Below are 16,912 nucleotides of genomic sequence, written 5' to 3' on the forward strand. Positions count from 1 at the left end.
GGGCGCGACACGTAGTGCTCGCGTGGGCCCGGGGCCGGAGGTGGCGGGAACCTGGCGTCGGCGTCAGACAAGAACCAGGTATGAACACACCGTCGAACCAGGGGGCCGTCGGGACATGACTGTGACCGAGCGCTCCGACGCGCTGTTGGTAACGGGGGCGCCTGAACTGTTCGGGGAGCTGTACGAGCGGTACGGCGGTTGGCTGTACGACTTCAGCGCCCGACGGGTCGGGCGACAGCTCGCCGAGGATCTGGTCGCCGAGACGTTCCTGGTGGCGTTCTCGCGACGCGACCGGTACGACACGTCGGTGGCCAACGCGCGCCCGTGGCTGTTCGGCATCCTGACCAACCTGCTGCGCAACTACCACCGTGCCGAGGTGCGGTGGCTGCGGGCACTGGAGAAGTCGGGTTCGGACCCGCTCGGCGGTTCCGGTCAGCACAACTTCGCCGACCGGGCCAACGAACGGCTCGACGCCAAGGCCGCCACGCAGGCACTGGCCGGCGCGCTCGCCGCGATGCCGCACGACCAACGCGATCTGCTCCTGCTGCATGTCTGGGCCGGCCTGGACTATCCGGAGCTGGCCTCCGCGCTCGGCCTGGCACCGGGCACCGTCCGGTCCCGCCTTCATCGGGCCAAGGCACGTCTGCGCCTCGCGATGCCCGCGCACTACGCACCGTCCACGTCTGCGAACGAGGGAACCGCATGAACATCAATTCCGACGCCGACAATTCGGGCGTCGACCTGCTTGTCGGCTTCCGGGAGAACCTGACCGGCGCTCCGGCGGACGCCACCGACCGGATGCGGCACGCGATCCTCAACGGGTCGGTGTACCAGCGCCCGGCCCCGAAGCGCTGGTTTCTGCGCCGGCCGGCGATTGCGACCGCGACCGCTTTCGCTCTGGCGGGTCTCGCCGCCGGTGGTGTCGCGCTGAGCACGGTCGACGGCGGCACCGGTCAACCGGGCGGAGCCTCCGCCAACTCGACGGACACATCTCGCCAGTGGCAGTTGCGCGACATCACCTACGTCAGCGCACAGACCCAGGCCGCGCTGGGCGACGCGGACGACTACGTCGTGAAGGTCCGCGACGCCTACCCGGGCGGCCGGATCGACTACTGGACGGACAAGCAGACCGGACGCTCCCGGGTCGACATCTACCGGGGCGACGGCAGCCCGGACTCCTCCCTGGTGACGGTCGTCGCCGACGGGAAACAGCGCGGCACCCAGATCAGCCACCCCGACCGGACGTACTTCGAGTTCGTGGGCTCTGCGAAGGACGCGACAGGCACGGTCTTCGTTCCGAACGACCCGGCGAGCATCAGGGCCTGGCTCACCAAGGGGAGCCTGGAGATCGTGGGCCAGGAGAAGGTGGACGGGCACGACACCGTGCACCTGCGGTTGAAGCCGGGAACGGCGACCTACACCGCCGAGCTCTGGGTGGACGAGACCTCGTTCCTGCCGTACAAGACGGTCGCCGACAAAAGCGGAAAGGTGACCGACAAGGCAGAGGTCAGCACCTTCGAGTGGCTGCCCCGCACGGCCGAGAACCTGAGCCACTTCGACCTGACGCCGCCCGCCGGTTACACGAAGTTCGAGGGCCGGACCAAGGGCGACTCGACGAGCACCACTCCCACCGCCCCGACCCTTCCCGGCGGGCCGACCAGCTGACGGTCCTGGATCGCCGTTCCCCGGGCTCCGGCGGGCGGCGATCGAGGACGTGTCCGGCCTGATTCGGTTCTGCGCGAACCGCCGACCGGGGCCCGACTGGTCGTTAGGGGCGACCAGCCGCAGATGCTCGTCGGCGGTTCTGCGTCTGCCTCCGTCGCCCGAAGCAGAGCTACAGTCGGCGGGTGCGTACCGCTCAGCAGATCCTCGCCGACTCCGCCGTGATCGCCGTCGTGGGCGCGTCCCGCGACCCCGGCAAGGCCGCGCACGGCGTGCCGTTGCAGATGCAGCGGTACGGCTGGCGCATCATTCCGGTCAACCCGACTGTCGACGAACTGTTCGGGGAACGGGCGTACAGGTCGCTTGCCGACATCCCGCACCCGGTCGACCTGGTGGACGTGTTCCGGCCGGCGGCCGACGCCGTGCAGGTGGTCCGGGACGCGGCGGCGATCGGCGCCCCGGCGGTCTGGCTACAACTGGGCATCGTCTCGCCCGAAGCACGGCGAATCGCCGAAGAGGCCGGCATGGACTACGTCGAGGACCGGTGCCTGATCGTCGAACGAGCCGCCGCCGACCTGACCCGCCTGCCCTGACCCACCCCCGCGATCTTGCACTTACTGCCCCCGCAAAAATGGCACAAGGGGACAGAGCGGCGACAGAAAGTGCAAGATCGCGGGGGTGGGCGGGGGTTAGAGCTTGTACTCCTTGAGGAGTCCTCGGGAGATGATCGTCTTCTGGATCTCCGAGGTGCCCTCGCCGATGAGCAGGAACGGGGCTTCCCGCATCAGCCGCTCGATCTCGTACTCCGTGGAGTAGCCGTAGCCGCCGTGGATGCGGAACGCCTCCTGGACGACCTCGGCGCAGTATTCGGAGGCGAGCAGCTTGGCCATCCCGGCCTCGACGTCGTTGCGCTGGCCGGCGTCCTTGAGGCGGGCGGCGTTGACCATGAGGGCGTGCGCGGCCTCGATCTTCGTGCCCATCTCGGCGAGCTTGAACGCGATCGCCTGGTGCCCGGCGAGTGGCTGGCCGAAGGTCTTGCGCTGCTGGGCGTAGCTGACGGCCAACTCGAAGGCGCGGATGGAGATGCCGCAGGCGCGGGCGGCCACGTTGACCCGGCCCACCTCGATGCCGTCCATCATCTGGTAGAAGCCTCGGCCCACCCGGTCGGCGCCGCCGAGGATCGCCGAGTCGGGCACCGTCACCCCGTCGAGGATCATCTCGGTGGTCTCGACGCCCTTGTAACCCATCTTCTCGATCTTGCCGGGGATGGTCAGGCCGGGTGCGGTCTCGCCGAAGCCCGGCGCCTTCTCCAGCAGGAAGGTGCTCATGTTGCCGTAGACGGACTCCGCGCCGGTGTCGGTCTTGACCAGGGTGGCCACCACCGAGGAGTACGCCCCGTTGGTGAGCCACATCTTCTGCCCGTTGAGCACGTAGTTGTCGCCGTCGCGGACGGCCCGGGACGTGATCGCTGCGACGTCCGAACCGCAACCGGGTTCTGACATGGAGAACGCGCCGCGCACCTCGCCGGTGGCCATCCGCGGCAGCAGGCGGGCCTTCTGCTCGGCGGAGCCGTGCTGGGAGATCAGGTACGCCACGATGAAGTGCGTGTTGACGATGCCGGAGATCGACATCCAGCCCCGGGACAGTTGCTCCACCACCAGCGCGTAGGTGAGCAGGGACTCGCCGAGCCCGCCGTACTCCTCGTCGATGGTGAGGCCGAACAGCCCCATCTCGCGCATCCCGTCGAGGATGTCGGTGGGGTACTCGTCGGCGTGCTCCAGCCGTTGCGCGTGCGGGATGATCTCCTCGTCGGCGAACTCCCGAACGGTCTCCAGGATCGACTGTTGCACGTCGGTCAGACCGGGCGTCTGGGCGAGTCGGGCCATCTCAGCCTCCGGGGATCCGCGCACTACTCGTGGGTAACTGGACGCTGGGTCAGTATCGGTCTCCGCGTCGGCCGGGCCAAGGTGACCAGTCCCCACAACCGCTGTGAAAAGGTTCACCGCTGCGGGTAGCGTCCGGCAGGAGGGACTTTTCCGGCACCGGCAGGAGGAGGACAGCTGTGAGCTACCCGCCGCCGTCGGGACCGCCGGCAGACGATCAACCGCCGTCACCCTACGAGCCACCCCGGGACCAGTCACCGTACGCGCCACCGCCGGGCGGCCAGCCGCCGTACGCGCCGCAGCCGGACCAGCCGGCGTTCGAGTTGCCGGCGGAACGCTCACCGTACGGGCCACCGGCGGACGAACCGTCGCCGTACGGGCAGCAGGGTCCGCAGCAGTCGGCGCACTGGAGCCAGCAGCCGCCGTACCCTCCGCAGGGCCCCTACGCCCAGTACGGCCCACCCCCGTCCGGCCCCGGCCGGGGCACCAACGTCCTGGCGATCCTGTCGCTGGTGTTCGCCTTCGTGTTCCCGCCGGCCGGCGCCGTCCTCGGTCACGTGGCGAAGCGGCAGATCCGCACCAGCGGCGAGGAGGGCGACCAACTCGCCACCTGGGGGCTGATCCTCGGGTACGTGTTCACCGGGCTCACCCTGCTGGCCTGCTGCGGTTGGCTGGCCCTCGTGGCGCTGGGCAACACCGGCGACGGCGGCGGCTACTGATCCGCCGCGCCGGTCAGCGGAAGCGGGCCTCGCGAACGCTGTTGCCGCCGTCCACCACAAGCATCTGACCGGTGATGTACGAGGCGGCCGGCGAACAGAGGAAGCTGATCGCGGCGGCGACCTCGTCCGGAGTGCCCGGTCGACCCACCGGCGTGCCCAGCCCCTGCTTGATCTCGGCCATCGTGGACGCCGCGGTGTAGATGGTGCCGGGCGCCACCGCGTTGACGGTCACCCCGTCGGCGATCATCTCCATGGCCAGTGCCCGGGTCAGCCCGACCACCCCGGCCTTCGCCGCCGCGTACGCGGCCTCGGTGGGCAGGGCGTTGACCGGGCCGGCGGTGGCCGCCAGGTTGACGATCCGACCCCAGCCACGCTCGGCCATGCCACCGATGAACGCCCGACTGCACAGGAAGGCGGTGGACAGGTTGCGGTCGATCTCGCCGCGCCACTCGTCGTAGGTCAACTGCGCGACCGGCCGAAGCACCCCCTGGCTGGCTCGGCTGGCGAGGCCGGCGTTGTTGACAAGCACCTCGACGTCGCCCAACTGCTCGGCGACCGCGTCGGCGAGCGCGCCGACCTCGGACTCGTCGGTCAGGTCCGCGACGAAACCGGTCACGCCCAACTCGCCGGCCCGCTCGTGGATGCGCCGGGTGGTGGAGACGATGGCCACCCGCGCGCCCAGGTCGGCGAGACGCCGGGCAGTGGCGTACCCGATGCCGTCCGGGCTGCCCGCCCCGGTCACCAGGGCGACCCTCCCGTCGAGCCGCATGGTCACCGGGTCGGTGAGCGCGACCGGCTCGTCCGGGCCGGGGCTGCCCGCCGGCGCGGCCGCGCGGGCACGCCGGGCCCCGCCCGGGCGGCTGACGTCCCGTCTGGGTCGGCTGCCGGAACGGTCCGCGGCGCGCGCGTCGAATGCCATGCCAGGATCCTGCCTGTTAGGACCGGCCCGAGCAACGCGGCACCCGGTAGTGGGGGCGTCGGGTTTGGGGTGTGCTGGCTACCCTGACAGCGCATCCCGACCTGACGAAGAGAGCTCGCATGACCAATCCCCCGCCACCCGGCAACTGGTCCGATCCCACGTGGTCGGCTCAGCCGTCGAACCCCGCACCGGATCCGACCCTCGTGGCCGGTCAACCGGTGCCCACCCAACCCGGTCCGGCCGACCCGTACGCGCCGGTCGACCCGTACGCCGGGGGCCAGCCGCCGTTCGGTGAGCCGATGAAGGGTTACGCCCCGCCCGCCTACGGCCCGCCCGGTTATCCCCCGCAGTACCCCGGCTACGGCTACCCGGCCGCGCAGAAGACCAACGGGATGGCGATCGCGGCGCTGGTCCTCGCGCTTGTCGGCTTCGCGTCCTGCATCACCGCGCCGGTCGGCGCGATCCTCGGGCACGTGGCGCAGAAGCAGATCCTGCTCAGCGGCGAGGGCGGTGCGGGGATGGCGAAGGCCGCCATCATCATCGGCTGGATCCTCACCGGGCTGCTCGGGCTGCTGCTCGCCTTCTACGTCGTCGCCATCATCCTCGCGGTCACCAGGGGCGCGAGCAACTGACCGACGGGCGGGGTCGGCGTACCGCCGGGTTTCGGGCCAGGTCGACAGCCGGCGGCGGTCGTCCCGGCCCGACCGGTCACTCGGCCGGTGGGGTGAACGACGAGGTGCGGCTCATCCCGGCGGCCCGGCCCTTCGCGGCGACGACGAGCGCCATCTTGCGCGACGCCTCGTCGATCATCTCGTCGCCGAGCATCACCGCGCCGAGCTTGCCGCCGGCCTCCGAGGTGTAGTGCTCGTACGCGTCGAGGATCAACTCGGCGTGGTCGTAGTCGGCCTGCGCGGGCTGGTAGACCTCGTTGGCGGCGTCGATCTGACCCGGGTGCAGCACCCACTTGCCGTCGAAGCCCAGCGCCGCCGAGCGCTTGGCCACCGCACGGAAACCGTCGACGTCCCGGATCTGCAGGAAGGGGCCGTCGATGGCCTGCAGAGCGTGCATCCGGGCGGCCATCAGGATCCGCATCAGGATGTAGTGGTACGGGTCGCCCGGGTAGTCCGGGATCAACGCGCCGACCACCAACGACCTCATGTTGATCGACGCCATGAAGTCGGCCGGGCCGAAGATGATGGTCTCCAGCCGCGGCGAGGCGGCGGCGATGGCGTCCACGTTGACCAGACCTGCCGCGTTCTCGATCTGCGCCTCGATGCCGATCCGGCCGACCTCCAGACCGAGCGTCCTCTCGATCTGGGTGAGCAGCAGAGCCAGCCAGTGCACCTGCTCGGCGTTCTGCACCTTCGGCAGCATGAGGCAGTCCAGGTTCGCGCCGGCGCCCTCGACGACCTCGATGACGTCCCGGTAGGTCCACGGGGTGGTCAGGTCGTTGACCCGCACCACCCGGGTCTTGCCGGCCCAGTCACCCTCGTTGAGCGCGGCCACGATGTTCTTGCGCGCGTCCGGCTTCGCCAGTGGGGCGACGGCATCCTCCAGGTCCAGGAAGACCTGGTCGGCCGGGAGCCCCTGGGCCTTGCCGAGCATCTTGACGCTGGAACCCGGCACGGCGAGGCACGACCGGCGGGGACGACCGACTGCGGCCATGGATGCGCTCCTTCCAGCGTCCGGCGGGCATGCCGACGCCACCTGACCTCCGCGGGAAACTCAACGATCCCAAAGGGCGTTGTGACCTCACGGTAACCTCGCGCCATGACCGGGGTGAATGGACCTGTGGAAGATCTCACTGGGCGCCGACTGGTGGTGGTGACCGGGGCCAGCTCCGGCATCGGCCTGGCCGCCGCCGTGCACCTGGCGTGCCGGGGTGACCGGGTGGTGCTGGTCGGGCGGGACCCGGCCCGCCTACAGGCCGCAGCCGAGCGGGTACGGGAGAACTCCGGTGAACGCCCCGAGCTGTTCCGGGCCGACTTCGCGATCCTCGACGACGTACGCCGACTGGCCGAGCAGCTCCGGGCCGCGTACGACCGGATCGACGTGCTCGCCAACAACGCCGGGGCGATCGCGTTGCAACCACTGCGCACCGTCGACGGCTTCGAGATGTCGATCCAGGCCAACCACCTGGCCCCGTTCCTGCTGACCAACCTGCTCGCCGACCGGGTGGGCCGGATCGTGGTGACCGCCTCCGGCGCACACCGCTTCGGCTCGCTCGACCCGGACGACCTGAACGCCCCGCTGCGCGGTTACCTCTCGATCGGCGCGTACGGCACCAGCAAGCAGGCGAACATCCTGTTCACCGCCGAGGCGGCGCGGCGCTGGCCGGACATTCCCGCGTACAGCTTCCACCCCGGGGCGGTGCGCACCCGGTTCGCGAACGACAGCAAGTTCGTGGCGTTCGGCATGCGGGTCATGCCGTTCCGCAGCCCGGAGAAGGCCGCCGAGACCCTGGTGTGGCTGGCCAACCAGGCCCGCTCCCGGCTTGTCGACGGGGGCTACTACAGCGGCCGTCGGCTGCGCCGGCCGTACCGGAAGGCCGCCGATCCACAGCTCGCCGCCCGGCTCTGGGCGGCCAGCGCCAAGGCCGTCGGTCTCGACGCCTAACCTGGCCGGCATGCTGACTCTTGTCGCGCTCGTCGAGTTTCCGGTCGGGGCCGAGGCTGCCGGGCAGCGTTACGAGGACACCGTGTTGGCCCTGCTCGGGCGGCACGGCGGCCACCTGGAACGCCGGTTGCGTGGCACCGACGGGCGGACCGAGATGCACGTGATCCGCTTCGAGGGTCGGGCCGGCTACGAGTCGTTCCTCGCCGACCCGGACCGGGCCGCGCTGCGCGCCACCCTCGGCGAAGCCGCCCCGACGACCCGGGTCATCGAGGTGGACGAGGTCTGAGCGCCCGCCGCGATCCGGTCGCGGTCAGCCGTTCAACGGGGTCGGGTCGGCCGGCAGCGCGGTCGGTGTGCCCCGACGAGCGGCCCGACCACCGCCGAGCACCACCACCGCCACCCCGGCCAGCAGCAGCGCCATCCCGACAAGCGCGTACGGGCGGGGCAGCTGACCCAGCCAGACCCAGCCGAGCAGAGCCGCGCCGGGCGCCTCCAGCAGGATCAGCACGCTCACCGTGGTCGCCGAGATCTTCCGCAGGGCGTAGTTGAACATCGAGTGCCCGAGCAGTTGGGCGCCGGCCACCAGGGCCAGGATGGCCAGCCAGGTGTGCCCGTCGAAGCCGGTCAGCCGTACGCCGCCGACCAGGCACACCACCAGCAGGATCAGCGCGCAGATCCCGTAGCAGATGGTGGTGTAGGTGGTGGTGCTGATGCTGGCGCGCGCCCGCTCGCCGAAGGCGGTGTAGACGGCCGCGAACAGGCCACCGGCCAGCGCCAACACGTCGCCGAGGACAGCCCTGCCGGAGACACCCACGTCGGTCCCGGTGGCGATCGCCGCGCCGCCGACGGCCACCGCGACGCCGACCCACACCACCCGGGGCAGTCGACGCCCCTGGACGCGGGCGATCAGCCCCTGCCAGACCGGTTGCGTGGCGACCAGCGCGGTGGACGTGGCGACGGAGGTGAGCTGGGCGCTGGGCACCCAGGTGGCGAAGTGGCCGGCCAACGCGACCCCGGACAGGACGCAGAACAGGCCCTCCCGCCGCCGGACACCTCGGGTCAGCCCGCGGAACTCCGCGCGGCGCCGGGCCAGCGCGAAGGGGCTCAGCACGACCACCGCGAGCAGGTTGCGCCAGAACGCGATGGCCAGCGCGGGAGCGGCCGCGTACGCGATGAGCGGCGCCGACGACGACACGGCGACCACGGCCAGGCCGACCGCGCCGGTGGTCAGCGGATCCGGGGACGGACGGTGTGGAGGTGGGGACACGGGACGTAATCCTCACACGTATGACGGTCAGCACGGAGGGTCAGCACTCCGTTACGATCGCGCGGGTCCCGCCGGCGACCCTCTACCGCCCGGAGGCGTTCCCCATGCCCAGCTACCAGGCGGTGCTGTTCGACTTCTTCGGCACCCTGACCCGTCCGGTGCAGCGTGGTGTCGCGCACGTCGGCACCGCCGAGCTGCTCGGGTGTCCCACCGACACCCTGACCGAGGTGCTGAACCGCACCTACTACGAGCGGGCCACCGGTCGGCTGGGCGACGCGGAGGCGACCCTGCGCTGGGTGTGCGCCCAGGTCGGCGTACACCCGACCGACCACGCGGTGCGGGCGGCGGTGGCGTCGCGGCACCGGGCCGTGCGCGCGGACACCTGGCTGCGGGCCGACGCGGTGCCCGTCCTGGTGGCCCTGCGCCAGCGCGGCCTGCACACCGGTGTGATCAGTGACTGTACGCACGAGTTGCCGGCCTTCCTGCCCCAGCTCGCGGTGGCCCCCCTGCTCGACGTGCGGGTCTTCTCGGTGCAGGTCGGACGGTGCAAGCCGGACCCGGTGTTGTACCTGACCGCCTGCCAACGGCTCGGGCTCACGCCCGCCGACTGCCTGTACGTCGGTGACGGCGGCAGCCAGGAGCTGACCGGCGCCGAGCGGGCCGGGATGACCGCCGTCCGGCTCGCCGCGCCGGACCTGGCCACGCACCTGGTGTTCAACTCCGACCTGGACTGGCGAGGGCCCACGCTCGGCACACTGGGCGAGGTGCTCACCCTCGTCGACGGCTACGTCAAGGCGGTGGGCGCCGGCGGCCCGACCGGCTGATTCCGCCAGTGGCGGCGGCCCGGTGCGGGCCAGCCCAAGCAACGGCAAACCCGGCACGGGCCAGCCCAGCATCGGCGAACCCGGCGTAGGCGGGGCTCAAGCGGCGGTGGCCCCCGCGCGGGCAGGCATGGTCAGCGGCGGCGGACCCGGTGCAGGCGGAACGGTTTGCGGGTGGCCCGGACCGCCGGGGTGGCCCGGGGTGGCTCGGCCTGCGCGTCGGCCGGCAGGTCCGCGCCGGCCAACGGTGTGCCGGCCGGGCTGAGTCGGTTCACCGCGCACCCGTCCGCGGCCCACCGGGCCACCAGGTCGGCGGTCGGGCCCGGCGCGTTGAGGCGCTTCGCCGCCACCAGGGGAGCGGCGGTGTCCCACGCCTCGGTGCCCGGCCGCACCCGGCTCACCCGGGCCGGCCAGGTGACGATCCGACCGCCGTGGTCACCGCGCAGGGTGACCTGCGCCTCGGTCGCGTCGGCGAGGCCCGGCGCGGTCTGCTCGCCCGGCCCGGAGACCACCAGCAGCGCGCCCTCGAGTGGGGCGCACCAGAGCGCGAGCGCCGGCCCGCCGGACACGCTGACCCAGGCCACGGCGGCCTTCTTCATCGCCTCGTCGACAAGCGGCGTGCCGCCGGGGGCGTCCTCGTCCGTCACACCCGCATCCTCCCCCATCGGTGCCTCCGCTCAACCCACGAAGGGTGGAACGCTGATCTCGCCCCGGGCCACCGGCATCACCTGGCCGGCGACCGTCGCCCCGACCGCCACCCCGTTCGCCGCGGTGACCGTGCAGGTCAGCGCGGACGGGCGGTTCATCTCCACACCCTGGCGGACCGCGTACTCCGACAGCCCCTCGCCGGGCAGCAGCCCGGTCGCCACCAGCCACACACCGAGGCCCAGCGCCGCCGAGCCGGTAGCCGGATCCTCCGGGACGCCCATCCCCGGCACGAACACCCGGGCGTGTGCGGTGTGCGCGGCGGCGTCCCAGGAGAAGACGCTGACCTGCGACACCCCGTACCGCTGCGCCGCCGCCGGCTGCACGCGGGCGCGGGCCACCGACTCCGGTCGCACCGGCAGGTACGGGAACTCCAGCCCGCAGCCGGCGACGCGGGGCGCAGGCCCGACGTGGTCGTCCGCGGTCAACCCGGCGATCTCCAGCAACGGCTCCGGGTCCAACTCCGGCCCGAGGGTCGGGGCGCCACCGGTCAGCGTCGCCCCGGTCGGGGTCACCTCGATCGGCAGCACCCCGGCCGCGCATTCCTGAGTGACCTGCCCCACAGCGAAGAGGCCCCGCCGGCTCGCGGTGACCGCCGCACCGACGCTGGGGTGCCCGGCGAACGGCAACTCCTCGGCCGGGGTGAAGATCCTGGCCCGGTAGGTGGCTCCGACCTGGGTCGGCGGCAGCACGAACACCGTTTCGGAAAGGTTGAACTCCAGCGCGAGCGCCTGCATCTGCTCGGTGGCCAGCCCTTCCGCGCCGAACACCACGGCCAGCGGGTTGCCGGCGAAGGGGCGGTCGGTGAAGACGTCCACGATCTCGTAGGCCAAGGTCGACATGTTGATAAACACTAGGCGCTTAGGCTGGTGCCCGTGAGCACGCCGACCCGGGTCTACATCGCCCGTCTCGCCGGAGTCGCCGTCTTCGACCCGAACGGCGACCAGGTGGGCCGGGTTCGCGACGCCGTGGCACGGCTACGGGCGACCAAACGACCGCCGGAGGTGGTCGGCCTCGTGGCCGAGATGCCGATGCGTCGTCGGATCTTCCTGTCCATCAACCGGATCACCTCCATCGACGCGGACGCCGTCGTGCTCGGCTCCGGCACCCTCAACCTGCGCCGGTTCGAGAAACGCGGCAACGAGCTGCTGGTCCTCCAGGAACTGCTCGACCGGCGGGTGCAACTCGACCCGGGTGGCCAGCCCGGCACGGTCGTGGACGTCGCGATGGAGTGCACCCGGGGCGGCGAGTGGTCACTGACCCGTGTCGCGGTACGCGAGCAGAGCGGTCGGCTCAGCCGCCGCGGCCACCTGCACCAGGTCGAGTGGGACCGGGTGCGCGGCCTCAGCGGCATCGCCGACAACCGGGGTACGGCGAATCTGCTCGCCGTCCTGGAGGACATGCGACCGGCCGACCTGGCCAACGCGCTTCAGGATCTGCCCGACGCCCGGCGTAACGAGGTCGCGGCGGCGTTGGACGACGAGCGGCTGGCCGACGTGCTCAGCGAGTTGCCGGAGCACGACCAGGTGGAGATCCTCGCGGCACTGGACCGGGAACGGGCCGCGGACGTGCTGGAGGAGATGGACCCGGACGACGCCGCCGACCTGCTCAACGAGCTGCCCCCACCGGAGCAGGACGTGCTGCTGGACCTGATGGAGCCGGACGAGGCCGACCCGGTGCGTCAGCTCCTGAAGTACACGCCCGGAACGGCGGGCAGTGTGATGACCTCGGAGCCGGTCATCCTGCCGCCGGACGCCACAGTCGCCGAGGCGCTGGCCCGGATCCGGGAGCCACAGTTGTCCCCCGCCGTCGCCGCGCAGGTCTTCGTGACCCGGGCACCGCAGAACACCCCGACCGGCCGCTACCTGGGCATGGTGCACTTCCAGGCGCTGCTGCGCGAGCCTCCTGCCGACCTGCTGGGCAAGGTGGTGGTCAACGACATCGACCCGCTGCGCCCGACCACCCCGCTGCCGGAGATCACCCGCCGGATGGCCACCTACGACCTGGTCGCCATGCCGGTGATCGACCGGAGCAACCGGCTGGTCGGCGCCGTGACCGTGGACGACGTGCTGGACCACTCGCTACCCCGGGACTGGCGGGACCGTGACGCCCTGACCGCCCCGGGCACCACCGACGCGGCGCTGGACGGCGCGGATGGCTGAGCAGCGGCGTAACGAGCGACTCGACCAGCCGCGTGAGCCCGGGGGCATCAAGCTGCCCCGGTTCGACGCGGAGGCGTTCGGCAGGTGGTCGGAGGGCATCGCCCGGGGCATGGGGACCGCGAACTTCATCGTCGTCATGACGGTGGTGATCACGATCTGGTTCGTCTGGAACACGGTGGCCCCGGCGAACCTGCGCTTCGACCCGTACACCTTCACGTTCTTGACCCTGGTGTTGTCGTTGCAGGCCAGCTACGCGGCCCCGCTGATCCTGCTGGCCCAGAACCGGCAGGCGGACCGGGACCGGGTGGCCCTGGAGGAGGACCGGCGGCGAGCCACCGCGCAGAAGGCGGACACCGAGTACCTGGCCCGGGAGATCGCGGCACTGCGGATCGCGCTGGGTGAGGTGGCCACCCGCGACTTCCTCCGCTCCGAGCTGGCCCGACTGGCCGAGGAACTGGACGAGATGGGGCAGCGCCGGCAGCGGCTGGAACGCCGCCAACAGGAGAAGGACAGCCGGCAGGAGAAGCGCGGCCAACGACCGACCGACGGTGTCGGCCTGGACGAGCCACGCGACGACCTGGACGGCGACTTCGTCCGGGACGCCCGGCCGGACGGCACCGGGCCGCGCCGGTCGGACAGCTGATCGGTGGGTCATCGATTGGCTCACACCGCACCGGGCAGCGGCGGCAACGGATGCCCCGCGACGTAGCATTGCGGGCATGTCAGCACCCGTGAGCACCGTCGAGGACGCGATCCAGGCCGCGCTGGCCACCGTCAACGACCCGGAGATCCGCCGGCCCATCACCGAGCTGGGCATGGTCCGCTCCGCCACGATCGCTGCCAACGGCGTCGTCCGCGTCGAGCTGCTGCTCACCGTCGCCGGCTGCCCACTCAAGGACAAGCTGCGTACGGACATCACCACCGCGGTCGCCGCGGTGCCCGGCGTCACCGGCGTGGAGATCGACTTCGGTGTGATGACCCCCGAGCAGCGGCAGTCGTTGCAGTCGCAGCTGCGCGGCGGAGGCGCCACCGAGGAGCCGGTCATCCCGTTCGCCCAGCCCGGCTCGCGCACCCGGGTGTACGCGGTGGCCAGCGGCAAGGGCGGTGTCGGCAAGTCCAGCGTGACGGTCAACCTGGCAGCGGCGCTCGCCGCCCGCGGGCTCTCCGTCGGTGTGGTCGACGCGGACATCTACGGCCACTCGGTGCCCCGGATGCTCGGCACGGAGGCCCGGCCCACCCGCGTCGAAGACATGATCATGCCGCCGCAGTCGCACGGCGTGAAGGTGATCTCCATCGGCATGTTCACCTCCGGCAACGCCGCGGTGGTGTGGCGCGGTCCGATGCTGCACCGGGCGTTGCAGCAGTTCCTGGCCGACGTCTACTGGGGCGATCTCGACGTGCTCCTGCTCGACCTGCCGCCGGGCACGGGTGACGTGGCCATCTCACTGGCCCAACTCCTGCCCAACTCGGAGATCCTGATCGTCACCACCCCACAGACCGCCGCCGCCGAGGTGGCGGAGCGGGCCGGTGCGATCGCCCTACAGACCCACCAGCGGGTGGTCGGCGTCATCGAGAACATGTCCTGGCTGGAATTGCCGGACGGCTCCCGGATGGAGATCTTCGGTGCCGGGGGCGGTACGGCCGTCGCCGAGTCGCTGAGCCGGACCATCGGCGCCCAGGTGCCGCTGCTCGGCCAGATCCCACTGGACACCCGCGTCCGCGAGGCCGGCGACGCCGGCAACCCGATCGTGCTGGCCGAACCGGCGTCCCCGGCCGCGCAGGCCCTCGGCGCGGTCGCCGACCGGCTCGCCCTACGCCGTGAGTCGCTGCTCGGCAAGCCGCTAGGTCTCAAGCCCGCCGGCCGCTGACCGCCGAGCGCCCCTGCCCGCCGCCGCACGCTGGCGCTGACTGGTCGCCGCCGGGCGGCGGGCTGGCCGGTGGGCGCGGGCTGATCGCCGGGCGCGGGGCAGCTTGATCAACTCGGCTTTCAGGAAATCGGGGCATCTGGTGCCCGTAGAACGGCCGACTTCCTGAAAACCGAGTCGATCTCGGTAACACCCGCGAGTGGGGGTGGCTGGCGGTCAGGTGGCGTCGTCGTAGCTGACGCGGGGTGCCGGGGCCGGGGAGCTGCTGCTGGTGGCGGTGCCGGGCCCGGTGCCGTTCGACCGCAGGTCCGCGGCGCTGGCCACGTCCTTCAGGTCGTCGTGCACGCTGCTGACGTCCGCACGCAGGTTGTCGTAGACGCCCTGCAACGGCTTGCGGATCGCCGCCTCGTCCTCCTCGCTGAGGAGGTGCTTGCGGATGAACGCCTTCGGGTGCAGGTCCTCAAGCTGGATGTCGGTGCCCAGCTCACGGCTCAGGTCGCCGGTGGCGTTACGGGCCATGTTGCGCAGGTTGCGCACCAGCCGCAGGCCGTCGTTGATGACCGTGGGCAGCTTGTCACCGAAGATCAACAGCGCCAGGAGCAGCAGCGCACCGATCTCCCACCAGTTCAGGTTGTCGAGCATCCCGCGGGCCTCCTCTCGGCGTCAGCAGCAAGACTACGCACGCCGCCCGGCTTTCGGGCAAGGGGTGAGCCGCTGTTCACTTCGCGTCCGCGGCGAGAGTTACCGAGGTGTTCTGCCGGGCGGAGCCCCGTCGAAACTCGACAGACACCACCGAGCCGGGCGCGAACTTGCGGACCAACGCGGTCAGGTCCGTCGGCTCAGTCATCGGCCTTCCGTTGATCTTGAGGATGACGTCGCCGACCTTCAGTCCGGCGCTGTCCGCCGGCCCGGACGGCTCCACCTCCGCCAGCCGAAGGCCACCCCCGGCGGCCCCGGTCGGGCCCTCCGCTCGGGCGCCGATCACCGTACGCCGGGCCTTGCCGGTGCCGATGATCTCCTGGGTCACCCGCTTGGCCTGGTTGATCGGGATGGCGAAGGCGAGCCCGATGTTGCCGGCTTCCTGCCCCTCGGCGACAAGTGACTTGATCGTCGAGTTCACCCCGACCACCCGTCCCGCGCCGTCGACCAACGGCCCGCCCGAGTTGCCGTGGTTGACCGCGGCGTCGGTCTGGATGGCCGCGTAGTAGCGCATCGGGCCACCCGGCTCACCGGCCTGCATCGTCCGGTCCACGGCGCTCACGATGCCGGCGGTGACCGTGTTGGCAAGCGACAGCGGCGAGCCGATGGCGAGCACCGGGTCACCGACCGCCAACGAGTCGGAATCGCCGAACTCCACAGGTCGCAGCCCGGTACGACTCACCTTGATCACCGCGATGTCCGACTCCGGATCCTGACCGACGATGGTCGCCGGCGCGGTGCTGCCGTCGTTGAAGACCACCGACGCCTTACCGGTGCCGCCGGCCACCACGTGGTCGTTGGTGATCACGTGGCCGTCGGCGGTGGCGATGAACCCGGAGCCCTCGCTGGTCCCGCCGAGGCTGCTCACCCGGACGGTGACCACGCTGGGCAGGACACGTTCGGCGACACTGGCCAGCGACTCCGGCTTGCGCTGGGCCAGCGCCGGCGCCTCGGCTGGCGCACCGCCGAGGACCACCCCACCACCAACCCCGCCGCGTACCGCCAACGCGTAGCCCAACGCCCCACCGAGGGCGCCGGCCAGCAACGCGGTGATCACGGGAATGAGCAACAGGTGGCGTAGCCTCGGCCGACCCGGCGCGTCCGGATCGGAGACCGGCTCGGGCTCGGTGCCGGCCGCCACCACCCCGGGCACCACCACGGCGGCCGGTGCCGCCGGATCCCGCCAGGGATCGGCGAGCGCGTCCGACCACCAGGGCGACGCACCAGCCGTACCGGTCGCGCCCGCGGTCGGCACCGGCCAGCCCGCCGACGGCCCCACGGCCGGCACACCCCCCACCGGCGGGTACCCGTATGCCGACCCGCCACCCGGCGGCACAACGGACCCGCCACCCGGTGGCACAGCCGGCGCACTGCCCGGCGGCACAACGGACGCACCACCCGGAGGCACAGCCGATCCGCCGGCCGGCGGCCCAGCCAGCGCACTACCCGGCGGCACAGCCGGCGCACCACCCGGAGGCACAGCAGCGGGCGTGCTGCCGACGCCCGGCGTGGTCGGCGGTCCCACCGGTGGAGTCCCTGCCCCGGGCGGTTGCGCCGGAGCCGGAGTCTCACCGCCCCGGCGCCAGTCCCAGCC

Annotated in this window: 19 protein-coding genes; 11 read left to right on the plus strand and 8 right to left on the minus strand. The window is 71.8% G+C overall.

The window, feature by feature from the left end; genetic code table 11:
* Window positions 1–115: 115 nt before the first annotated feature.
* The 3 genes from ACGFIW_RS07630 (at window position 116) to ACGFIW_RS07640 (ending at window position 2,255) form a co-directional block, all read left to right on the plus strand.
* A complete protein-coding gene (locus ACGFIW_RS07630) occupies window positions 116–706 on the plus strand; it encodes an RNA polymerase sigma factor (RefSeq protein ID WP_393239738.1) in 591 nt (196 codons plus the stop codon).
* A complete protein-coding gene (locus ACGFIW_RS07635; protein ID WP_393311718.1) occupies window positions 703–1,665 on the plus strand; it encodes a hypothetical protein in 963 nt (320 codons plus the stop codon). Before ACGFIW_RS07630 ends, ACGFIW_RS07635 begins: the two co-directional genes overlap by 4 nt.
* 182 nt (window positions 1,666–1,847) lie before the next feature.
* Window positions 1,848–2,255 (plus strand): CoA-binding protein, encoded by a 408-nt coding sequence (locus tag ACGFIW_RS07640; protein ID WP_393311720.1) that lies wholly within the window; start codon window positions 1,848–1,850, stop codon window positions 2,253–2,255.
* Between the two features lie 96 nt (window positions 2,256–2,351).
* Here the strand turns inward: ACGFIW_RS07640 and ACGFIW_RS07645 are convergent, their stop codons facing one another.
* Window positions 2,352–3,548 carry an acyl-CoA dehydrogenase family protein gene (locus ACGFIW_RS07645; protein ID WP_393311722.1) on the minus strand — a complete coding sequence of 399 codons (1,197 nt, stop codon included), beginning with the start codon at window positions 3,546–3,548 and terminating at the stop codon, window positions 2,352–2,354.
* A gap of 176 nt (window positions 3,549–3,724) precedes the next feature.
* Between ACGFIW_RS07645 and ACGFIW_RS07650 the strand changes: the two genes are divergently transcribed.
* Window positions 3,725–4,264: a DUF4190 domain-containing protein gene (locus ACGFIW_RS07650; protein WP_393311724.1), complete on the plus strand. Its 540-nt coding sequence runs from the start codon at window positions 3,725–3,727 to the stop codon at window positions 4,262–4,264.
* Between the two features lie 13 nt (window positions 4,265–4,277).
* Here the strand turns inward: ACGFIW_RS07650 and ACGFIW_RS07655 are convergent, their stop codons facing one another.
* Window positions 4,278–5,183 carry an SDR family NAD(P)-dependent oxidoreductase gene (locus tag ACGFIW_RS07655; protein ID WP_393311726.1) on the minus strand — a complete coding sequence of 302 codons (906 nt, stop codon included), beginning with the start codon at window positions 5,181–5,183 and terminating at the stop codon, window positions 4,278–4,280.
* Window positions 5,184–5,302: 119 nt separating this feature from the next.
* Here ACGFIW_RS07655 and ACGFIW_RS07660 point away from each other — a divergent pair, with 119 nt between their 5' ends.
* Window positions 5,303–5,815: a DUF4190 domain-containing protein gene (locus tag ACGFIW_RS07660; protein WP_393311728.1), complete on the plus strand. Its 513-nt coding sequence runs from the start codon at window positions 5,303–5,305 to the stop codon at window positions 5,813–5,815.
* Window positions 5,816–5,891: 76 nt separating this feature from the next.
* Here the strand turns inward: ACGFIW_RS07660 and ACGFIW_RS07665 are convergent, their stop codons facing one another.
* The gene (locus tag ACGFIW_RS07665; protein ID WP_393311730.1) at window positions 5,892–6,848 is read right to left on the minus strand and encodes an HpcH/HpaI aldolase/citrate lyase family protein; all 957 of its coding nucleotides are present in this window, start codon (window positions 6,846–6,848) and stop codon (window positions 5,892–5,894) included.
* A 126-nt stretch (window positions 6,849–6,974) separates the two neighbouring features.
* Here ACGFIW_RS07665 and ACGFIW_RS07670 point away from each other — a divergent pair, with 126 nt between their 5' ends.
* Window positions 6,975–7,799 (plus strand): SDR family NAD(P)-dependent oxidoreductase, encoded by an 825-nt coding sequence (locus tag ACGFIW_RS07670; RefSeq protein WP_393312750.1) that lies wholly within the window; start codon window positions 6,975–6,977, stop codon window positions 7,797–7,799.
* 10 nt (window positions 7,800–7,809) lie between these two features.
* On the plus strand, window positions 7,810–8,085 hold the full coding sequence (locus tag ACGFIW_RS07675; RefSeq protein WP_393311732.1) for a hypothetical protein: 276 nt from the start codon (window positions 7,810–7,812) through the stop codon (window positions 8,083–8,085).
* A gap of 24 nt (window positions 8,086–8,109) precedes the next feature.
* Here the strand turns inward: ACGFIW_RS07675 and ACGFIW_RS07680 are convergent, their stop codons facing one another.
* Entirely contained in the window at window positions 8,110–9,066 is a 957-nt protein-coding gene (locus ACGFIW_RS07680; protein WP_393311734.1) for a DMT family transporter, read from the minus strand.
* 104 nt (window positions 9,067–9,170) lie between these two features.
* Between ACGFIW_RS07680 and ACGFIW_RS07685 the strand changes: the two genes are divergently transcribed.
* A complete protein-coding gene (locus ACGFIW_RS07685; protein WP_393312752.1) occupies window positions 9,171–9,890 on the plus strand; it encodes an HAD family hydrolase in 720 nt (239 codons plus the stop codon).
* A 131-nt stretch (window positions 9,891–10,021) separates the two neighbouring features.
* On the opposite strand, the gene ACGFIW_RS07690 is transcribed toward ACGFIW_RS07685, so the two are convergent.
* Window positions 10,022–10,552 (minus strand): hypothetical protein, encoded by a 531-nt coding sequence (locus ACGFIW_RS07690; protein ID WP_393311736.1) that lies wholly within the window; start codon window positions 10,550–10,552, stop codon window positions 10,022–10,024.
* Between the two features lie 12 nt (window positions 10,553–10,564).
* A complete protein-coding gene (locus ACGFIW_RS07695) occupies window positions 10,565–11,434 on the minus strand; it encodes a PhzF family phenazine biosynthesis protein (protein WP_393311738.1) in 870 nt (289 codons plus the stop codon).
* Window positions 11,435–11,467: 33 nt separating this feature from the next.
* Between ACGFIW_RS07695 and ACGFIW_RS07700 the strand changes: the two genes are divergently transcribed.
* From ACGFIW_RS07700 to ACGFIW_RS07710, 3 genes are all read left to right on the plus strand, one after another.
* The gene (locus tag ACGFIW_RS07700) at window positions 11,468–12,754 is read left to right on the plus strand and encodes a magnesium transporter MgtE N-terminal domain-containing protein (RefSeq protein WP_393311740.1); all 1,287 of its coding nucleotides are present in this window, start codon (window positions 11,468–11,470) and stop codon (window positions 12,752–12,754) included.
* Window positions 12,747–13,397 carry a DUF1003 domain-containing protein gene (locus ACGFIW_RS07705; protein WP_393311742.1) on the plus strand — a complete coding sequence of 217 codons (651 nt, stop codon included), beginning with the start codon at window positions 12,747–12,749 and terminating at the stop codon, window positions 13,395–13,397. The genes ACGFIW_RS07700 and ACGFIW_RS07705 overlap by 8 nt, the downstream gene beginning before the upstream one ends.
* A gap of 76 nt (window positions 13,398–13,473) precedes the next feature.
* Window positions 13,474–14,622, plus strand: a complete 1,149-nt coding sequence (locus tag ACGFIW_RS07710) for an Mrp/NBP35 family ATP-binding protein (RefSeq protein WP_393311743.1) — start codon at window positions 13,474–13,476, stop codon at window positions 14,620–14,622.
* Window positions 14,623–14,835: 213 nt separating this feature from the next.
* Here the strand turns inward: ACGFIW_RS07710 and ACGFIW_RS07715 are convergent, their stop codons facing one another.
* Both ACGFIW_RS07715 and ACGFIW_RS07720 read right to left on the minus strand, forming a co-directional pair.
* The gene (locus ACGFIW_RS07715) at window positions 14,836–15,261 is read right to left on the minus strand and encodes a preprotein translocase subunit TatB (protein ID WP_393311745.1); all 426 of its coding nucleotides are present in this window, start codon (window positions 15,259–15,261) and stop codon (window positions 14,836–14,838) included.
* 76 nt (window positions 15,262–15,337) lie between these two features.
* Complete coding sequence (locus tag ACGFIW_RS07720; RefSeq protein ID WP_393311747.1) at window positions 15,338–16,615, minus strand: S1C family serine protease; 1,278 nt, start codon at window positions 16,613–16,615, stop codon at window positions 15,338–15,340.
* Between the last annotated feature and the right edge of the window lie 297 nt (window positions 16,616–16,912).

The organism is Micromonospora sp. NPDC048935 (genome assembly GCF_043197875.1).
In the GTDB taxonomy this organism is placed as follows: domain Bacteria; phylum Actinomycetota; class Actinomycetes; order Mycobacteriales; family Micromonosporaceae; genus Micromonospora.

Bases quoted from the DNA above. Each gene is read 5' to 3' on its own strand.
- ACGFIW_RS07630 (WP_393239738.1), top strand. From the start codon at position 116: ATGACTGTGACCGAGCGCTCCGACGCGCTGTTGGTAACGGGGGCGCCT.
- ACGFIW_RS07635 (WP_393311718.1), top strand. From the start codon at position 703: ATGAACATCAATTCCGACGCCGACAATTCGGGCGTCGACCTGCTTGTC.
- ACGFIW_RS07645 (WP_393311722.1), bottom strand. From the start codon at position 3,548: ATGGCCCGACTCGCCCAGACGCCCGGTCTGACCGACGTGCAACAGTCG.
- ACGFIW_RS07655 (WP_393311726.1), bottom strand. From the start codon at position 5,183: ATGGCATTCGACGCGCGCGCCGCGGACCGTTCCGGCAGCCGACCCAGA.
- ACGFIW_RS07660 (WP_393311728.1), top strand. From the start codon at position 5,303: ATGACCAATCCCCCGCCACCCGGCAACTGGTCCGATCCCACGTGGTCG.
- ACGFIW_RS07665 (WP_393311730.1), bottom strand. From the start codon at position 6,848: ATGGCCGCAGTCGGTCGTCCCCGCCGGTCGTGCCTCGCCGTGCCGGGT.
- ACGFIW_RS07675 (WP_393311732.1), top strand. From the start codon at position 7,810: ATGCTGACTCTTGTCGCGCTCGTCGAGTTTCCGGTCGGGGCCGAGGCT.
- ACGFIW_RS07685 (WP_393312752.1), top strand. From the start codon at position 9,171: ATGCCCAGCTACCAGGCGGTGCTGTTCGACTTCTTCGGCACCCTGACC.
- ACGFIW_RS07690 (WP_393311736.1), bottom strand. From the start codon at position 10,552: ATGGGGGAGGATGCGGGTGTGACGGACGAGGACGCCCCCGGCGGCACG.
- ACGFIW_RS07695 (WP_393311738.1), bottom strand. From the start codon at position 11,434: ATGTCGACCTTGGCCTACGAGATCGTGGACGTCTTCACCGACCGCCCC.
- ACGFIW_RS07705 (WP_393311742.1), top strand. From the start codon at position 12,747: ATGGCTGAGCAGCGGCGTAACGAGCGACTCGACCAGCCGCGTGAGCCC.
- ACGFIW_RS07710 (WP_393311743.1), top strand. From the start codon at position 13,474: ATGTCAGCACCCGTGAGCACCGTCGAGGACGCGATCCAGGCCGCGCTG.
- ACGFIW_RS07715 (WP_393311745.1), bottom strand. From the start codon at position 15,261: ATGCTCGACAACCTGAACTGGTGGGAGATCGGTGCGCTGCTGCTCCTG.